This window comes from Streptomyces celluloflavus, assembly GCA_000720995.1.
Lineage (GTDB): Bacteria > Actinomycetota > Actinomycetes > Streptomycetales > Streptomycetaceae > Streptomyces > Streptomyces celluloflavus.
Genome location: JOEL01000018.1, coordinates 98,862 through 113,558, shown reverse-complemented (window position 1 = coordinate 113,558; position 14,697 = coordinate 98,862). Strand labels below are relative to the sequence as shown.

15 protein-coding genes are annotated in these 14,697 nt (G+C 71.7%); 5 read left to right on the top strand and 10 right to left on the bottom strand.

Annotated elements, in window-relative coordinates; translation table 11 throughout:
- Positions 1 to 28 precede the first annotated feature (28 nt).
- From IH09_RS19075 to IH09_RS19060, 4 genes are all read left to right on the top strand, one after another.
- A complete protein-coding gene (locus IH09_RS19075; protein WP_205379647.1) occupies positions 29 to 742 on the top strand; it encodes an ATP-binding cassette domain-containing protein in 714 nt (237 codons plus the stop codon).
- Positions 739 to 2,253: a hypothetical protein gene (locus IH09_RS19070; RefSeq protein ID WP_052857697.1), complete on the top strand. Its 1,515-nt coding sequence runs from the start codon at positions 739 to 741 to the stop codon at positions 2,251 to 2,253. The genes IH09_RS19075 and IH09_RS19070 overlap by 4 nt, the downstream gene beginning before the upstream one ends.
- Positions 2,250 to 2,684, top strand: a complete 435-nt coding sequence (locus tag IH09_RS19065; protein WP_190233339.1) for a hypothetical protein — start codon at positions 2,250 to 2,252, stop codon at positions 2,682 to 2,684. Before IH09_RS19070 ends, IH09_RS19065 begins: the two co-directional genes overlap by 4 nt.
- 295 nt (positions 2,685 to 2,979) lie before the next feature.
- Positions 2,980 to 3,237 (top strand): hypothetical protein, encoded by a 258-nt coding sequence (locus IH09_RS19060; protein WP_052857693.1) that lies wholly within the window; start codon positions 2,980 to 2,982, stop codon positions 3,235 to 3,237.
- Positions 3,238 to 3,267: 30 nt separating this feature from the next.
- Here IH09_RS19060 and IH09_RS19055 read toward each other — a convergent pair whose 3' ends face one another.
- The 9 genes from IH09_RS19055 to infC all read right to left on the bottom strand — a co-directional run bounded on the left by IH09_RS19055 (position 3,268) and on the right by infC (position 13,009).
- Complete coding sequence (locus IH09_RS19055) at positions 3,268 to 3,798, bottom strand: NUDIX domain-containing protein (RefSeq protein ID WP_052857691.1); 531 nt, start codon at positions 3,796 to 3,798, stop codon at positions 3,268 to 3,270.
- A gap of 49 nt (positions 3,799 to 3,847) precedes the next feature.
- Positions 3,848 to 5,185, bottom strand: coding sequence for a hypothetical protein (locus tag IH09_RS19050; protein ID WP_052857690.1), 1,338 nt, complete (start codon positions 5,183 to 5,185; stop codon positions 3,848 to 3,850).
- A 351-nt stretch (positions 5,186 to 5,536) separates the two neighbouring features.
- Positions 5,537 to 8,062 carry a phenylalanine--tRNA ligase subunit beta gene (pheT, locus tag IH09_RS19045; RefSeq protein WP_052857688.1) on the bottom strand — a complete coding sequence of 842 codons (2,526 nt, stop codon included), beginning with the start codon at positions 8,060 to 8,062 and terminating at the stop codon, positions 5,537 to 5,539.
- Positions 8,062 to 9,186, bottom strand: a complete 1,125-nt coding sequence (pheS, locus tag IH09_RS19040) for a phenylalanine--tRNA ligase subunit alpha (protein ID WP_052857687.1) — start codon at positions 9,184 to 9,186, stop codon at positions 8,062 to 8,064. The genes pheT and pheS overlap by 1 nt, the downstream gene beginning before the upstream one ends.
- A gap of 187 nt (positions 9,187 to 9,373) precedes the next feature.
- A complete protein-coding gene (locus IH09_RS19035; protein WP_052857685.1) occupies positions 9,374 to 10,528 on the bottom strand; it encodes a sensor histidine kinase in 1,155 nt (384 codons plus the stop codon).
- A gap of 82 nt (positions 10,529 to 10,610) precedes the next feature.
- The gene (locus IH09_RS19030) at positions 10,611 to 11,465 is read right to left on the bottom strand and encodes a TrmH family RNA methyltransferase (RefSeq protein ID WP_052857682.1); all 855 of its coding nucleotides are present in this window, start codon (positions 11,463 to 11,465) and stop codon (positions 10,611 to 10,613) included.
- Positions 11,466 to 11,584: 119 nt separating this feature from the next.
- Complete coding sequence (gene rplT, locus IH09_RS19025; RefSeq protein ID WP_052857680.1) at positions 11,585 to 11,968, bottom strand: 50S ribosomal protein L20; 384 nt, start codon at positions 11,966 to 11,968, stop codon at positions 11,585 to 11,587.
- A 104-nt stretch (positions 11,969 to 12,072) separates the two neighbouring features.
- Positions 12,073 to 12,267: a 50S ribosomal protein L35 gene (gene rpmI / locus IH09_RS19020; protein ID WP_052857675.1), complete on the bottom strand. Its 195-nt coding sequence runs from the start codon at positions 12,265 to 12,267 to the stop codon at positions 12,073 to 12,075.
- 124 nt (positions 12,268 to 12,391) lie between these two features.
- Positions 12,392 to 13,009 (bottom strand): translation initiation factor IF-3, encoded by a 618-nt coding sequence (gene infC / locus IH09_RS19015; protein WP_216362898.1) that lies wholly within the window; start codon positions 13,007 to 13,009, stop codon positions 12,392 to 12,394.
- A gap of 393 nt (positions 13,010 to 13,402) precedes the next feature.
- Between infC and IH09_RS19010 the strand changes: the two genes are divergently transcribed.
- Complete coding sequence (locus tag IH09_RS19010) at positions 13,403 to 13,801, top strand: DUF1844 domain-containing protein (RefSeq protein WP_052857671.1); 399 nt, start codon at positions 13,403 to 13,405, stop codon at positions 13,799 to 13,801.
- Positions 13,802 to 13,871: 70 nt separating this feature from the next.
- Here IH09_RS19010 and IH09_RS19005 read toward each other — a convergent pair whose 3' ends face one another.
- Positions 13,872 to 14,627, bottom strand: coding sequence for an MIP family channel protein (locus IH09_RS19005; RefSeq protein WP_052857669.1), 756 nt, complete (start codon positions 14,625 to 14,627; stop codon positions 13,872 to 13,874).
- Positions 14,628 to 14,697: the final 70 nt, after the last annotated feature.

Sequence of the window (14,697 nt, the reverse complement as noted above, 5' to 3'; positions counted from 1 at the left end):
TCCCCAGACGCCCCCGGGAGCGCTCCCGGTGATCGAGACGCGGGGCCTGACCAAGGTCTTCCGCCGCTCGACCGCCGTCGACTCCGCCGACCTCCTCGTACGCCCCGGCAGGGTCTACGGCCTGCTGGGCCCCAACGGTGCGGGCAAGTCGACCACGCTGAAAATGATCCTGGGCCTGCTGCCTCCCACCAGGGGGGAGGTGCGGCTGTTCGGCCGGCCGTGGGACCGGCAGGCCCTGTCCCGCATCGGCGCGAGCGTCAACGGGCCCAGTTTCTACGGCCACTTGTCCGCGCGGCGGAACCTCATGGTGCACGCACATCTGCTCGGCCTGCCCGAGGAGGAGGTGGAGCGGACGCTGGCGGCGGTCGAACTCGCCGGCACGGAACGGAAGAAGGCCAAGACCTTCTCCACCGGCATGAAGGGGCGCCTGGCCTTGGCCATCGCCATGCTGGGCAACCCGGACCTGCTCATCCTGGACGAACCGCAGAACGGTCTCGACCCGGAGGGCATCGCCGCGCTGCGCGCCATGATGCGCCGCTTCACGGACACCGGCCGCACCATCGTCCTCTCCAGCCATCTGCTGGGCGAAGTCGCCTCCGTCGCGGACGACATCGGCCTGATCGCACAAGGGCGCCTGCGCTACCAGGGAAGCCTGGCCGAACTGGCGCCGGACGGGGATCTCGAACGCGCCTATTTCACGCTGGCCGGCCACCCGCAGGAAGCCGGGACGGTGGTGTCGTGACCACCGCCGCACCGACGGCGCCGGTTCCCGGCCTGCCCGCGACCTTGCGCGCCGAGTTCGCCACCTGGCGACGCAGCGCCGTGGCGTATCTGCCGCTGGGCGGACTGGCCTTCGGCCTCGTCAGCAGCGCGGTGTTCGTCTCGGCCGGCCCCGGCAGGTCCTGGCAGGACGTCCTCGGGTACCAGAACCTGTGGGCGATGTTCGTCGGCCCGATGCTCACCGTGCTGCTGGTCGCCACGGCGGCCCGCATCGACCGCGGCGCCCGCGGCGGCGGCACCCGGTACCGGCCCGTCCGCCCGGCGTACCGGCAGCTGAGCCGGTTCGCCGTCCTGGCCGTACGGTCACTGCTGCTCAACGTGCTCGGCGCCGGTACGCCCCTGCTCGTCCTCGGGGCGCTGTCCAGCGCGCAGCGCGTCCCCGCCGACCGCGCGCTGGAAGCCGTCCTGGTGCCCTGGATCTCGCAACTCGGCATGCTGGCGCTGATCTTGTGGCTGGCACGGCAGACCTCGTGGCGGGTGGCGCTCGCCGTGGGACTCGTGTGGACGGTGCTGGGGGTGGTGAACGCCGAGTCCACCGCCTGGGCGGCGTTGCCGTTCACCTGGCTCGACCGCGGAGCCCTGCCGGTGATCGGCACGCACGCCAACGGTGTCGCCCTGGAGGCCCACTCCGCGCTCATCAGCGCCTCCCCGTGGCCATCCGCCCTCCTGGGGGCGCTGCTCGCGGTGCCGTTCCTCCTGCTGCCGCGGCTGCGCCGACCCGGCACCCGGACCGTCGAGCACCGGACGGCGCCCTCGCCGACGGCTTCCGCGCAGGGGGCCACGGCGATCCTGGGCACGGTCACGGAGCCCGCCCCGCACCTTGAGCCGGGCGGTCCCCGGGTGGTGGCCGCCGTGCTCGGCATGCTCCGCGGAACCGCGCTCACATGGCTGTGCCCCGGCTCGGTCGGCCTGATCGCGCTGTGGCTGTCCTGGCACGCCCCGGATGCCAGTGTCCAGTTGTTCACCCTGCTGGTGCTGCCCATCGGAACCCTCGTACTGGGCCTGGTGGTCTGGAGCGCCGCCGGCCAGGGCTGGCGGGCGGTCGCCTCGCGGGCCACCGGCACCCGGGGCCCCGCTCTCGTACTCACCGGCGCCGCGGTCGCCGTCACGGTCGCCGTATCGCTGGTCACCGCCCTCCTCTACCTGACAGCCGGCGTCCCGGCCGGGCATGCCTGGCTGCTCGCGCTCACCGGCGCGGTGGTCGGCGCGATGCTCACCACCTTCACCCTCTGGCTGGCCATCCGTACCTCGCAGGCCGTCGCGGTGGTCGTCGGGATCATCGGCATCCTCTTCGGCGTGCTCGTCGGCGGCACCGCCATGCAGCAGAACCTGTGGGCGCTGATCCCCTACTCCTGGGCCAACTACCTGGATCTGCACCGCATTTCGGTGACCCTTCCGGTGAGCCTCGTCGTGACGGCCCTCTGCACCTTCGGCATCACCCACGCCACACGAAAGGCGGCGGAAAACTCATGACCGCTCCCACTCGCACGTCACGAGCCCGCGTGCTGATCGCGACGGCCGCCGGGCTGGCCGTCCCGCTGCTCGTCTCGGGCTGCTCGGCGCAGGAGGGCGACGCCCTCACGAAATGGCCGGCGGTGACGACCAATCCGCAGCACATCACCGCCGGCCAGCTCGGCTCCGCCTGGCCCGTGCAGCCCGAGGAGGGCGAGGTCCGCTGCGACAAGACCCGATACAGCGGCTTCGCCATCACCTTCACGACGCCCGAGGGCAAGGTCTACGCGCTCAACAACGTCGCCCACGACGAGAAGGGCTACCCCAACGCCGACGCCATCCAGAAACCCTCGACGAAGACCCTGTGGCGACTGCGGTCCTTCGGAATGCAGGTGTGCAGCGTCGACCGGGCCAAGCACCTGCAGGCGTCCCCGACACCGTCGGCCCACTGAACCGGCGCGCACCGAGCGCGTGCCCGCCCGCCACAGGCGCCCGCTGGTTCCGGGTGAACACGCGCGGTCCCGCGTTTCCGGGCAGCGGATGACCGTCCTGAACGTGGACGGTGCACACCCCGCACGTAGGCCGCCCGCACCACTCCCCAATCATCACTCTCCGTAATTTCACACGGGGTGTGCGCCGGTGACTCGCAGCGTCGCTCCGCACACGCTCCCGCCTTTCGCCGCAGGGCAGTTGACTGGTAGCCGTACGGAGAACGAAGTCGTTCGCGAGAGGAATGAGGAGCGGACCGTGACCGCCCACCCCGAACCCGATCTGGTGGCCGCCGACCTGGCGGAGCTGAGGCGCCGCCTCGATGTGCGCACCGCCGAAGTCGAAGGCCGGCTGGCGCTGATCGCCCAGCGCTCGGCACAGTACGAGCGTGACGCGGACGAACTCCACGCCCGCGTCACGCAGTTGGAGAGCGGCCGCTGGCCGCTGCCGTCCCTCGCCGCGCTCACGGGGCTCGCGGCGTTACTGGTCACCCTGTGGCAGGCCGTGGCCCGGTGAGAGAGGGCCGGCAGCGGCGGGGCGGGCCGGTCAGCCGAGCCGGATGTGGTGCAGCATCAGCAACGCCGCCGCCATGTTGGCGGCCGGCACCTCCCCCCTCGCCACCATGTCCGGCACCAGCTTCAGGGAGACCCACTCCCGCCGGTCGGACTCGAAGTCGTCCTGCGGCTGGCCGACGAAGGCGCCCTCGTCGGACCAGTAGATGTGGTGCCGGGCATCGGTGAGGCCGTTGGACGGCTCCACCGTGAGGAGGTGCCGGAGGGGGCCGGGGCGCCACCCGGTCTCCTCCTCCATCTCCCGCGCGGCCGCGGCCGCGATGTCCTCGCCGTCCTCCACGACACCGGCGGCCAGCTCCCAGCCCCAGGCGTCGGTGATGAACCGGTGGCGCCACAGCAGCAGCACCTCATTGGCCTCGTTGACCACTGTGGCCACGGCGACGGGCCGCATCCGGATCAGGTAGTGATCCAGGTGGCGGCCGTCGGGGAGTTCCACGTCGGCGAGATTGACCCGGAACCAGGGGTTCGCGTACACGGTCTGTTCGCTGAGGTTGTTCCAACGCACTTGATGTCACCTTCCGCCGTTTTGAGCCGGCAAGGTGACACGAGCCCGGTCACAGCGGAACGCGCAGCACCTCGTCGATGAGATCGGCGGCCGCGTCGGTCGCGGAGCTCCCGGTCTCGGCCAGATGCTCGCGCACCGCCCGCAGCCGGTCCCGCAACCGTTGCGACTCCATGCCCCTGACCTGCTCGGTCATCTGCGCGGCGTTGGCCACTGCCCGGTCCGCATCGCCTTGGCGCAGCTCGATATGGGTGAGCATGGCCAGCCGGTGGACCCGGCCGCGGTCGTGTGCGGGGGTGTCGACGGCGGCGTCCGCCTGCTCCCGGGCGGAGCGCAGATCACCGAGGCTGAGCAGCGCCTCCGCCACTTGTACGTTCACCAGGCCGGGCTGGACATAGCCCGTCTCCGCCGGTTCGAGGCCCGGCCGGATGCGCTCCGCCGCCGCCTCCGCGCGCCGGATGCACGCCAGCGCGCTGGCGCCGTCGCCGAGCCGGGCGTAGGACTTGGCCTGCATCGCGTAGAGGTCCGCGGAGAGCGCCGGGGTGATCTGCGGGCCCGCGGCCCGCAGCGCCGCCTCCGCGAAGGCGACCGCCTGGCGGTATTCCCGTACGAAGAGGGACTGGTTGACCAGCAGCGCGATCACATACGCGCCGAGGCCGCGGTCCCCACTGGCCTTGGCCAGCCGTAACGCCTGATGGAAGTAGCGCTGGGCCAGCCCGAGAGCGTCCGAGTCGTACGCGCAGATGCCGGCGACGGCGACCAGCCCGCCGGTGGCCCGGTGGAGCTGGCGTCCTGTCGCGTCGGTGTAGCTGCCCCGCAGCAGCGGCGCCGCCTCGGTGTTGAGGAATCCCACGATGCGTGCTCTGGTCGCGATACCACCCGCCTTCCGGTACATCTGCTCGTAGTGGGTCCGCGCCGTGCGCAGCATCTCGATGTCCGCCATGCCGACGCGCGACATCCCGGCGCGCGAGACGTCGGAGTCCTCGGGAGGGTTCTCCCACTCCCATACGGGCATGACCGCCGAGGTGCCGGTGAGCGCGGGGGCGGCCAGGATGTGCGGCCGCTGCTGTTCGTCGGACCGCCACAGGGCGGTGGCGCGCTCGACGAAACCGGAGAGCGGGGTGACGGGGCCGCGGCGCAGGCCCGGCCGGCTGAGCCCGATGTCGTCGAGTCCTACGGCGCGGTGCAGCCGGTCGCCGAGGATCTCGCAGATCAGGTCGGGTACCTGGCCGCGCGGCCGCTGGCCCTTCAGCCAGCGGGCCACCGCGGTGTGTTCGTACCGCAGGGCGAGGCCGCGGGCGCGGCCGAGCTGGTTGATCCGTGCGGCCAGCCCGGCGTGCGAGATGCCGGCCTCGTCGAGGATCGCGTCGAGCAGGGTGTTGGGCTCCATACCGGCCTCCCGGTGAGCCGGGCCGGCCGTGGGCCGACGGCTCTTGGCCTTGTCGACTTACTGACTTCGTCAGATCAGCGTAGTGAACCGCGCTTCACACGGGGTGTGAAGCGGAGACGGGCGCCATGGACGGACGCCGCCGTGAACTGCCCCGCTCCGCACGGCCGTTGCGGCGGTGGCCGGGCCGCCGGGATCACCCGCACCCGCCAGGCACGGGCCCCGCCCCTCCCCTCCGGGTCCTGGACGGGCCGGTTCTCCCCCGGAACGCCGAAAGGGGTGCGGGTGTGGACGGCATCCCTGCCGTCCACACCCGCACCCCTCATACCGTTCCCCGGCGGGGCGGGGCCGCGCTCAGCCGCGCAGCGCCGCTCCGGTGCGCTCCACCGCCGCCGCGACCGCCGCGTCACGGGCCGCCGTGGCGTCCTCCGCGGTCAGCGTGCGGTCGGCGGCGCGGAAGCGCAGCGCGTACGCGAGGGACTTCTTGCCCGCGCCGAGCTGCTCGCCGGTGAAGACGTCGAACAGTCGCACCGACTCCAGGAGGTCGCCCGCGCCGTCGCGCAGCGCCGCCTCGACGTCCGCGGCCGGCACCGTCTCGTCGACGACGATCGCGACGTCCTGGGTGGCGACCGGGAAGGTGGAGATCCGCGGGGCGCGCCGCGGACCGGCCGAGGCCCGCTCGACGCGGTCCAGGTCGATCTCCATCGCGCAGGTGCGCTCCGGCAGGCCGAGCGTCTTGATGACGCGCGGGTGCAGCTCACCGGCGTTGCCGACGAGGATCTCCTCGCCGTCGACGACCGCGAGCAGCGCCGCGCACCGGCCCGGGTGCCACGGGGCGTGCTGGTCCTGCCGGACGATCAGCTCGACACCCGCCTCCCGCGCGACCGTACGGCCCGCCTCGACGGCGTCCGCCCAGGTCGCCGGGCGGGCGGAATCCCACCAGCCGGCCTGCTCGCGGGCCCCGGCGAGCACCACGGCGGCGCGCCGCGGCTGCTGCGGGAGCGAGGCGTCCAGCGAGGCGATCTCGTCATCGGTCGGCCGGCGGTCGACGACCAGCCGGGTGGCCGGCTTCTCGTCGCCGGTCGCCCGGAAGACCGGACCGGTCTCGAAGAGCGCGAGGTCGTGCGAGCCGCGGCCGACGTTGCGGCGCAGCGCGTTGAGCAGCCCCGGGACCAGCGTCGTGCGCAGGTCGGGCTCCTCGTCGGAGAGCGGGTTGACGAGGGTGACGGCCTGCCGGCGCGGGTCGTCCGCCTCGATGCCGAGCTGGTCGAGGACGGCCTGCCCGGTGAATGGGTAGTTCAGCGCCTCGACATAGCCCGCCCCGGCGAGCGCCCGGCCGACCCGGCGGTGCAGCCGCTGACGCTCGGTCAGGCCACGGCCGGCCGGCGGCCGCGGGAGGGTCGAGGGGAGATTCTCGTAGCCCTCCAGCCGGATGACCTCTTCGGCCAGGTCGTTCGGGTCGCTCAGGTCCGGTCGCCAGGACGGCACCGTGACGACCAGTTCGTCCTGCCCGTACACATCGCAGCCGACCTCCTGGAGGCGGCGGACGACGGTCTCGCGGCCGTAGGTCACCCCGGCGACCTTGTCCGGGTGGTCCGCGGAGATGGTGATCGTGCGCGGCCCGCTGGGCGAGACGACCTCGGTGACCCCGGCCTCGGCGGTGCCGCCGGCCAGCAGCACCAGGAGGTCGACGGTCCGCTGCGCCGCGGCGGACGCGGCCTGCGGGTCCACTCCGCGCTCGAAGCGCTTGGACGCCTCCGAGGACAGCTTGTGCCGACGGGCCGTACGGGCGATGGACAGCGCGTCGAAGTGCGCGGCCTCCACCACGATCTCGGTGGTGCCGTGGACCTGCCCGGTCTCGGGGTCGGTCACCACGTCCGCGATCTCGGTGTTGGCGCCGCCCATGACACCCGCGAGGCCGATGGGGCCGCGGTTGTCGGTGATGACCAGGTCCGCGGCGTCCAGCACGCGCTGGGTGCCGTCCAGGGTGGTCAGCTTCTCGCCCGCGAGGGCGCGGCGGACGCCGATCGGACCGTCCACGCTGGTGCGGTCGTAGGCGTGCAGCGGCTGGCCGAGCTCCAGCATCACGTAGTTGGTGACGTCGACGGCCAGCGAGATCGGGCGCATCCCGGCCTTCTGGAGCCGGCGCCGGAGCCAGAGCGGCGAGCGCGTCTCGGGGTCCAGACCGGTGACCGTGCGGGCGGTGAAGCGGGTGCAGCCGATCGGGTCGGCGACCTGGACCGGGTAGCCGTACGCGTTCGGCGGCGGCACGTCCAGCAGCGCCGGGTCGCGCAGCGGCAGGCCGTAGGCGGTGGCGGTCTCGCGGGCGACACCGCGCATCGACAGGCAGTAGCCGCGGTCCGGCGTGACGGCGATGTCCAGGACCTCGTCGACCAGCTGGAGCAGCTCGATGGCGTCGCTGCCGGTCTCGTGCTCCGGCGGCAGCACGATGATGCCGTCGGTGCCGTCGTCGCCCATGCCCAGCTCGTCGCCGGAGCAGATCATGCCGTGCGAGGTCTTGCCGTACGTCTTGCGCGCGGCGATCTTGAAGTCGCCGGGCAGCACGGCGCCGGGCAGCACCACGACGACCTTGTCGCCGACGGCGAAGTTGCGGGCACCGCAGACGATCTCCTGCGGCTCGCCGGTGCCGTTGGCGGTGCCGACGTCGACGGTGCAGAAGCGGATCGGCTTCTTGAAGCCCTCCAGCTCCTCGATGGTCAGCACCTGGCCGACGACGAGCGGGCCCTTGAGACCCTCGCCCAGCCGCTCGACGGTCTCGACCTCAAGGCCGACGGCAACGAGCTTGGTCTGTACGTCGCGGCCGGACTCGGTCGCCGGCAGGTCGACGTACTCCCGCAGCCAAGAAAGCGGGACCCGCATCAGATCTCCATCCCGAACGGCCGGGTGAACCGGACGTCGCCCTCGAACATGTCGCGCATGTCTTCCACGTTGTGCCGGAACATCAGCATCCGGTCGATTCCGAACCCGAAGGCGAAGCCGCTGTACTTCTCGGGGTCGACACCACAGGCGATGAGCACCTTGGGGTTGACCATGCCGCAGCCGCCGAGCTCGATCCAGCCCTCGCTGGAGCAGGTGCGGCAGGGGCGGTCCGGGTTGCCCACGGACTCGCCGCGGCACACGTAGCAGACCATGTCCATCTCGGCGGACGGCTCGGTGAACGGGAAGTAGTTCGGCCGCAGCCGGGTCTTCATGTCCGCCCCGAACAGCGCCTGGACCATATGGTCCAGGGTGCCCTTGAGGTCGGCCATGGTCAGGCCCTCGTCCACGGCGAGCAGCTCGATCTGGTGGAAGACCGGGGAGTGCGTGGCGTCCAGTTCGTCGGTGCGGTAGACCCGCCCCGGGCAGACGACGTAGACCGGCGGTTCGCGGTCGACGAGCGTACGGGCCTGGACCGGCGAGGTGTGGGTGCGCAGCACGACACCGGACTCGTCGCCCCGGGTGCCGTCGCCCTGGACGAAGAAGGTGTCCTGCATCTGGCGCGCCGGGTGGTCGGGCACGAAGTTGAGGGCGTCGAAGTTGAACCACTCGGCCTCGACCTCGGGGCCCTCGGCGACCTCGTAGCCCATGGCGACGAAGACGTCCGCGACCCGCTCCATGAAGGTGGTCAGCGGGTGCCGGGCGCCGGCGGGGACGCGGTCGTAGGGCAGCGTGACGTCCACCGCCTCCTCGACGAGCACGCGTGCGTCGCGCTCCGCCTCCAGCTCTTCCTGGCGGGCCTTGAGCGCCTGGTTCACCCGGCCGCGGGCCTGGCCGACGCGCTTGCCCGCGTCCGCCTTGGCGTGCGGGGGCAGGGCGCCGATCTCGCGGTTGGCGAGGGCGAGCGGCGAGCGGTCGCCGGTGTGCGCGACCTTCACCTCGCGCAGCGCCTCCAGATCGGCCGCGGCGGCGACGGCGGCGAGCGCCTCGTCGACCCGCCGGGCGATCTCTTCCGGTTTCAGGGCTTCGACCTCGACAGGGTCGTACGACTTATTGGGTGCGGACATCTCTTCCCGTGCTTCCGGTGGTCTGGCTTCGCTTCGCTTGGCCTCGGCTCTTCGATCACAAACTTCGGATGCCGAGCCCGCGCTTGTGCCCGCGATGCTTGTGCGCCAAAGGTGCCAAAGGTCAAGTCTAAGGGGATGGCTGCCAGGGCTGTTCCAAGCCCCTGGCCGGGGCGCCCGCCGCTGCTCCTCAGGCCATGAAGGCCGGGGCCGCGACGGGCAGGCTGAATCGGAACTGCGCGCCGCCGGCCGGCGCCCGGCCGACCGTGATCGTCCCGCCGTGTGCCTCGACGATGCCCTTGACGATATAGAGGCCCAGGCCCGTGCCGCCGCGTTTGCTGCCCCGCCAGAAACGGGTGAAGACGCGGCTCATCGACTCCTCGGGGATTCCGGGGCCTTCGTCGCTCACGGTGACGGACGTCCCTTCCGTATCGGCGCGGTCCGCTGCCGGTCCGACCTCGATGGTGACCGTTCCCGCACCGTGCCGCACGGCATTTTCCAGGAGGTTCCCCAGCACCTGGTCCACTTTGTCCGGGTCTGCCCACAGATCGGGCAGGGGCGCCAACATCCGGATCAGAAAGCGGTCCGGCCGCTGTCCCGCGGTCGTCTGCGCCTGGACGTGCCGGCGGACCGCCGCGCTCATATCGACCCGCTGCCGGCGCACCTCCAGCCGCCCGGAGTCGATCCGGGAGATGTCCAGGAGCTCGGCGATGAGGCGGGTGACGCGGCTGGCGTCGGCGTCCACGGTCTCCAGCATCAGCCGCTTCTGGTCGTCGGTGAAGCGCTCCCATTTCTGGAGCAGGGTGGCCGTGAAGCCCTTGACCGAGGTCAGCGGCGAGCGGAGTTCATGGGCGACGGTGGCGATCAGCTCGGCGTGGCTCAGTTCCGTACGGCGCCGGGCCTCGGTGCCGCGCACCGCGATGACCAGCCGTTGGAGGGGACCGGTCGGCCGGCTGCGGACGTAGCGCGCGGAGACCAGCACCTCGCGGCCGCCCAGCAGCAGGTTGCGTTCCGGCTGGCCGCTGCGGATGGCGAGCCCGCCGTAGGGGTCGGTCAGCTGCCACCAGCGGCGGCCTTCGAGGTCCTGCAGCGGCAGGGCCTGTTCGAGGGGGCGGCCCAGCGCGTCCTGCGGGGCGATGCCGGTGAGCTTGGCGGCCGCGGCGTTGAAGCAGATCACCCGGCCGCCCTCATCGGCGACGACCAGACCGTCGGGCAGCGTGTCGGGGTCGAGACCGAGACCGGCCCCGAGCGCGCCCGCGCCGTCGGCGGGCGCCGGACCGTCCGCGGCACCGCCGGGCGGGCAGGGGCCGGCGGCGACCGTGGTGCCGGACGTCCTCACACTCACTCCCGCTACCCCCTTCCGGGCCCCGAGCCCGCAAGACTACTAGGACGGACCGTATGTACCCCGGAGACCGGGCGGACGCCCCTCAGCCGGGTGACACCGCGCGGCAGCCGCCGACGGTGCGCTGGGCACGGGCCGAGGCGTAAAGGCAGACGGCGGCGGCCGTCGCGAGATTGAGGCTCTCGGCCTTGCCGTGGATGGGCACCCGCACCACGGCGTCCGCCAGCGCGCGGGTCTCCTCCGGCAGCCCCCACGCCTCGTTGCCGAAGACCCAGGCGGTGGGCCCGCCCATGGCGCCCGCGTCCAGCTCGGCGTCCAGATCGCGCTCCCCCGCGCCGTCGGCGGCGAGGATCCGCACCCCGGCGGTCCGGAGCCCGCTCACGACCCGGTCGACCGGCACGCCGACCGCGACCGGCAGATGGAAGAGGGAGCCGACCGAGGCCCGTACGGACTTGGGGTTGTAGAGGTCCACGGAGGCGTCGGTCAGTACGACGGCGTCGGCGCCCGCGGCGTCCGCGCAGCGCAGCACCGTACCGGCGTTGCCGGGGTCGCGGACGTTCGCGAGCACCGCGACCAGCTGCGGGCGGGCGGCGAGGATCTCCTCGAACGGCGAGTCGAGGAACCGGCAGACGCCGAGCAGGCCCTGCGGGGTGACCGTCTGCGAGATGTCGGCGACGGTCCGGTCGTCGGCGAGATGCACCCGGACCCCGGCCGCGTCGGCGGCCGCGACGATCTCGGCATGCCGGTCGGCGGCCTCGACGGTCGCGAACAGCTCGATGAGCGTGGGCTCGCCGTCGACGCGGTGCGCGATGGCCTCCCGTACGGCCTGCGGGCCCTCGGCGATGAACCGGCGTTCCTTGCCGCGGAAGGTACGGCGGGCCAGCCGCCGGGCGGCGGCGACGCGCGGGGAACGCGGGGAGATCAGCTCGGGGGTGCCCATGGGCGGCGGCTCGCTTCTTTCGTTCGGTGCGTGGGGACCGGGCGAACGGTCCGGCAAACGGCGGCGGACCCGCAGGCCGTGGCCTACGGGTCCGCGTCACACCGTCGTCAGGCTGAAGTTCAGGCAGCCTTCGGGGCGTTGACGTCGCTCGGCAGCGCCTTCTGCGCGACCTCGACCAGCGCGGCGAACGCGTTGGCGTCGGTCACCGCGAGGTCGGCCAGGATCTTGCGGTCCACCTCGACGTTGGCGGCCTTCAGACCCTGGATGAAGCGGTTGTACGTCATGCCGTTGGCGCGGGCAGCGGCGTTGATGCGCTGGATCCACAGCTGCCGGAAGTCGCCCTTGCGCTTCTTGCGGTCGTTGTAGTTGTAGACGAGGGAGTGGGTGACCTGCTCCTTCGCCTTGCGGTAGAGGCGGGAGCGCTGGCCACGGTAGCCGCTGGCCTGCTCGAGGATCGCCCGGCGCTTCTTGTGGGCGTTGACTGCCCGCTTGACGCGTGCCACTTGTTAACTCCTTGTAGCGGGGCCGCGGTTGTCTTCACGCGACCCGGTTCGAATGTGGACCCGGTCCAGGTCCTGCACCCCGGCCGTCGGCGGGGCGCACGGACTCACTTGCCGAGAAGCTTCTTGATCTTCTTGGCGTCGCCCGGGGCCATCTCGGCGTTGCCGGTGAGGCGACGCGTCAGACGGGACGACTTGTGCTCGAGCAGGTGGCGCTTGCCGGCGCGCTCGCGCATCACCTTGCCGGAACCAGTGATCTTGAAGCGCTTGCTGGCACCGCTGTGCGTCTTGTTCTTCGGCATGCGCCGTTCTCTCCTCGTCAGTGGCGCTCCCACCGGCACGGACCGGCCCGCGGGAGCGTCAGATGTATCGGTTTTGGTTTCCGGGCGGGTGCCCCGGTGTGAATCCGCGGCTCACGCCCGGGAATCACGCCTCGGCAGGCTCCTCGGCGGACTCGTCCGCGGGTGCTCCACCCTGGCGCTCCGCCTTGCGGGCGGCCTGCGCCTCACGGGCCTCGGCCATCGCCTCGGTCTTCTTCTTGTGCGGACCGAGAACCATGATCATGTTTCGGCCGTCCTGCTTCGGGTTCGACTCGATGAAGCCGAGGTCCTCCACGTCGGACGCGAGCCGCTGCAACAGCCGGAAGCCCAGCTCGGGGCGGGACTGCTCGCGACCACGGAACATGATCGTGATCTTGACCTTGTCACCCTGCTTGAGGAACCGGACGACGTGACCCTTCTTGGTGTCATAGTCGTGCGGGTCGATCTTCGGCCGGAGCTTCATTTCCTTGATGACCGTGTGCGCCTGGTTCTTGCGCGCCTCACGGGCCTTCATGGCCGACTCGTACTTGAACTTCCCGTAGTCCATGAGCTTGCAGACCGGCGGACGTGCGTTCGCCGCCACCTCGACCAGGTCGAGGTCGTACTCCTGCGCAAGCTCCAGGGCCTTGGCAAGCGGCACAATGCCGACCTGCTCGCCACTGGGACCGACGAGTCGCACCTCAGGGACGCGAATCCGGTCGTTGATGCGGGGCTCGGCGCTGATGGATCCTCCTCGGTAGCACCACGCGACGGCCTGGCGGACTGCCGCGTAACGTCTGTTTCGGTGTGACCAACCGCGCCGGTACAACAAAAACGCCCCGGACGGGACACAGGCGGGGCTCCGTGAAGTGGTTCAGGAGCACCGCCGCGAAGTCTCCGCGGGGCGCAGCCAGACCGTTGACCCGCCGACCCTGAGGCCGGTGCGGGTGGGAGATCGGAGCCTCCACTTGTGGGCCGGTCACATGCGTGTCCGGCCGGTCGGAACACCAGAATACACGAGTCAAGGGGCGGGCACCCCTTTCGTCCCCGGACGGACCCGACCGGCCCGCGCGAAGGCATCGGGAGGTGGGCCATAAGGTGGGCACGACCCCCTCAGCAGGAAGAGAAGTCCCCAGACATGAGTGAGCAGAGCCCGCAGCAGCCCGCCGCCCCCAACCCGGCGGACCCGGCAGACCAGGCAGCCCCCGGTTTCGACGCCATGACCCGCGATATCGCGGAGGTGCCGGCGGTCGAGGTGATCACGACGGTCGCGGTGCACCTGATGAGCTCGGCGGCGGTCAACCTCGGTCTCGCCGAGGAGGGCGAGGACCACAAGGACCTGGACGAGGCGCGCAAGCTCATCCAGGCGCTGGCCGGGCTGGTCACCGCCAGTGCCACCGAGATCGGCTCCTATCACGCGGCGCCGCTGCGGGACGGGCTGAAGTCGCTCCAGCTGGCCTTCCGCGAAGCCTCGGTCGTCCCGGACGAGCCGGGCCAGGGCCCCGGCGAGAAGTTCACCGGCCCGGTCTACGGCTGACCCGGCGAAACAGACAGGACGAGCCCCGGCCACGACGGCCGGGGCTCGTCCTGTCTCCGGGGCCCGGCCGTCAGGCCGGCTCCTCGCCGGGGGCCTGCCCGGGTACCTCGCCGGGTACGTCCTCGGCGGCGAGGGCGGGGTCCGGCGGGTGGGTGATCTGGTGCACCACGGCCGCCAGCGCACCGCCGATCAGCGGCGCCACGATGAACAGCCACAGCTGGGTGAGGGCCGCGCCGCCCGCGAAGACGGCCGGACCGATGCTGCGCGCCGGGTTCACGGACGTACCGGTCAGCGGGATGCCGACGAGGTGGATGGCGGCGAGCGCCAGACCGATCGGCAGCCCGTCGAAGCCGACCACGGCCACCCGGTGGGTGACCGAGAGGAAGACGAAGACCAGCAGGAAGGTCAGCACGATCTCGGCGACGAAGGCGCCGCCGAGGTTGATGTGCAGCGCGGAGCGGTCGCCCCAGCCGTTGGTGCCGAACGCCTCGTGGGTCTTCAGGCCCGGTACCTGCTTGGCGACCAGGAAGAGCAGGGCCGCGCCGACGATGCCGCCCAGGATCTGCGCGATCCAGTACTCCACGGCCGTACGGAGGGTGATGCGGTGGGCCAGCAGCACACCGAGGGTCACCGCCGGGTTGACATGGGATCCCGAGATCGGACCCAGGGCGTAGGCGAGGGCCAGCAGGGTGAAGCCGAAGGTCAGGGCGATGCCGAAGGTGCCGATGTACTCGCCCGCCAGCACTGCCGAGCCGACGGCGAAGAACACCAGGAGCAGCGTGCCCAGGAATTCGCATACGACGGGACGGGTCTCCGTGGTCTCCATGGGGCTCTCCTCGCGTGGATCTTGAGCTCTCCCCGAAATTGTGGGGCCGTGGAGACGAACGCGCCCGTTG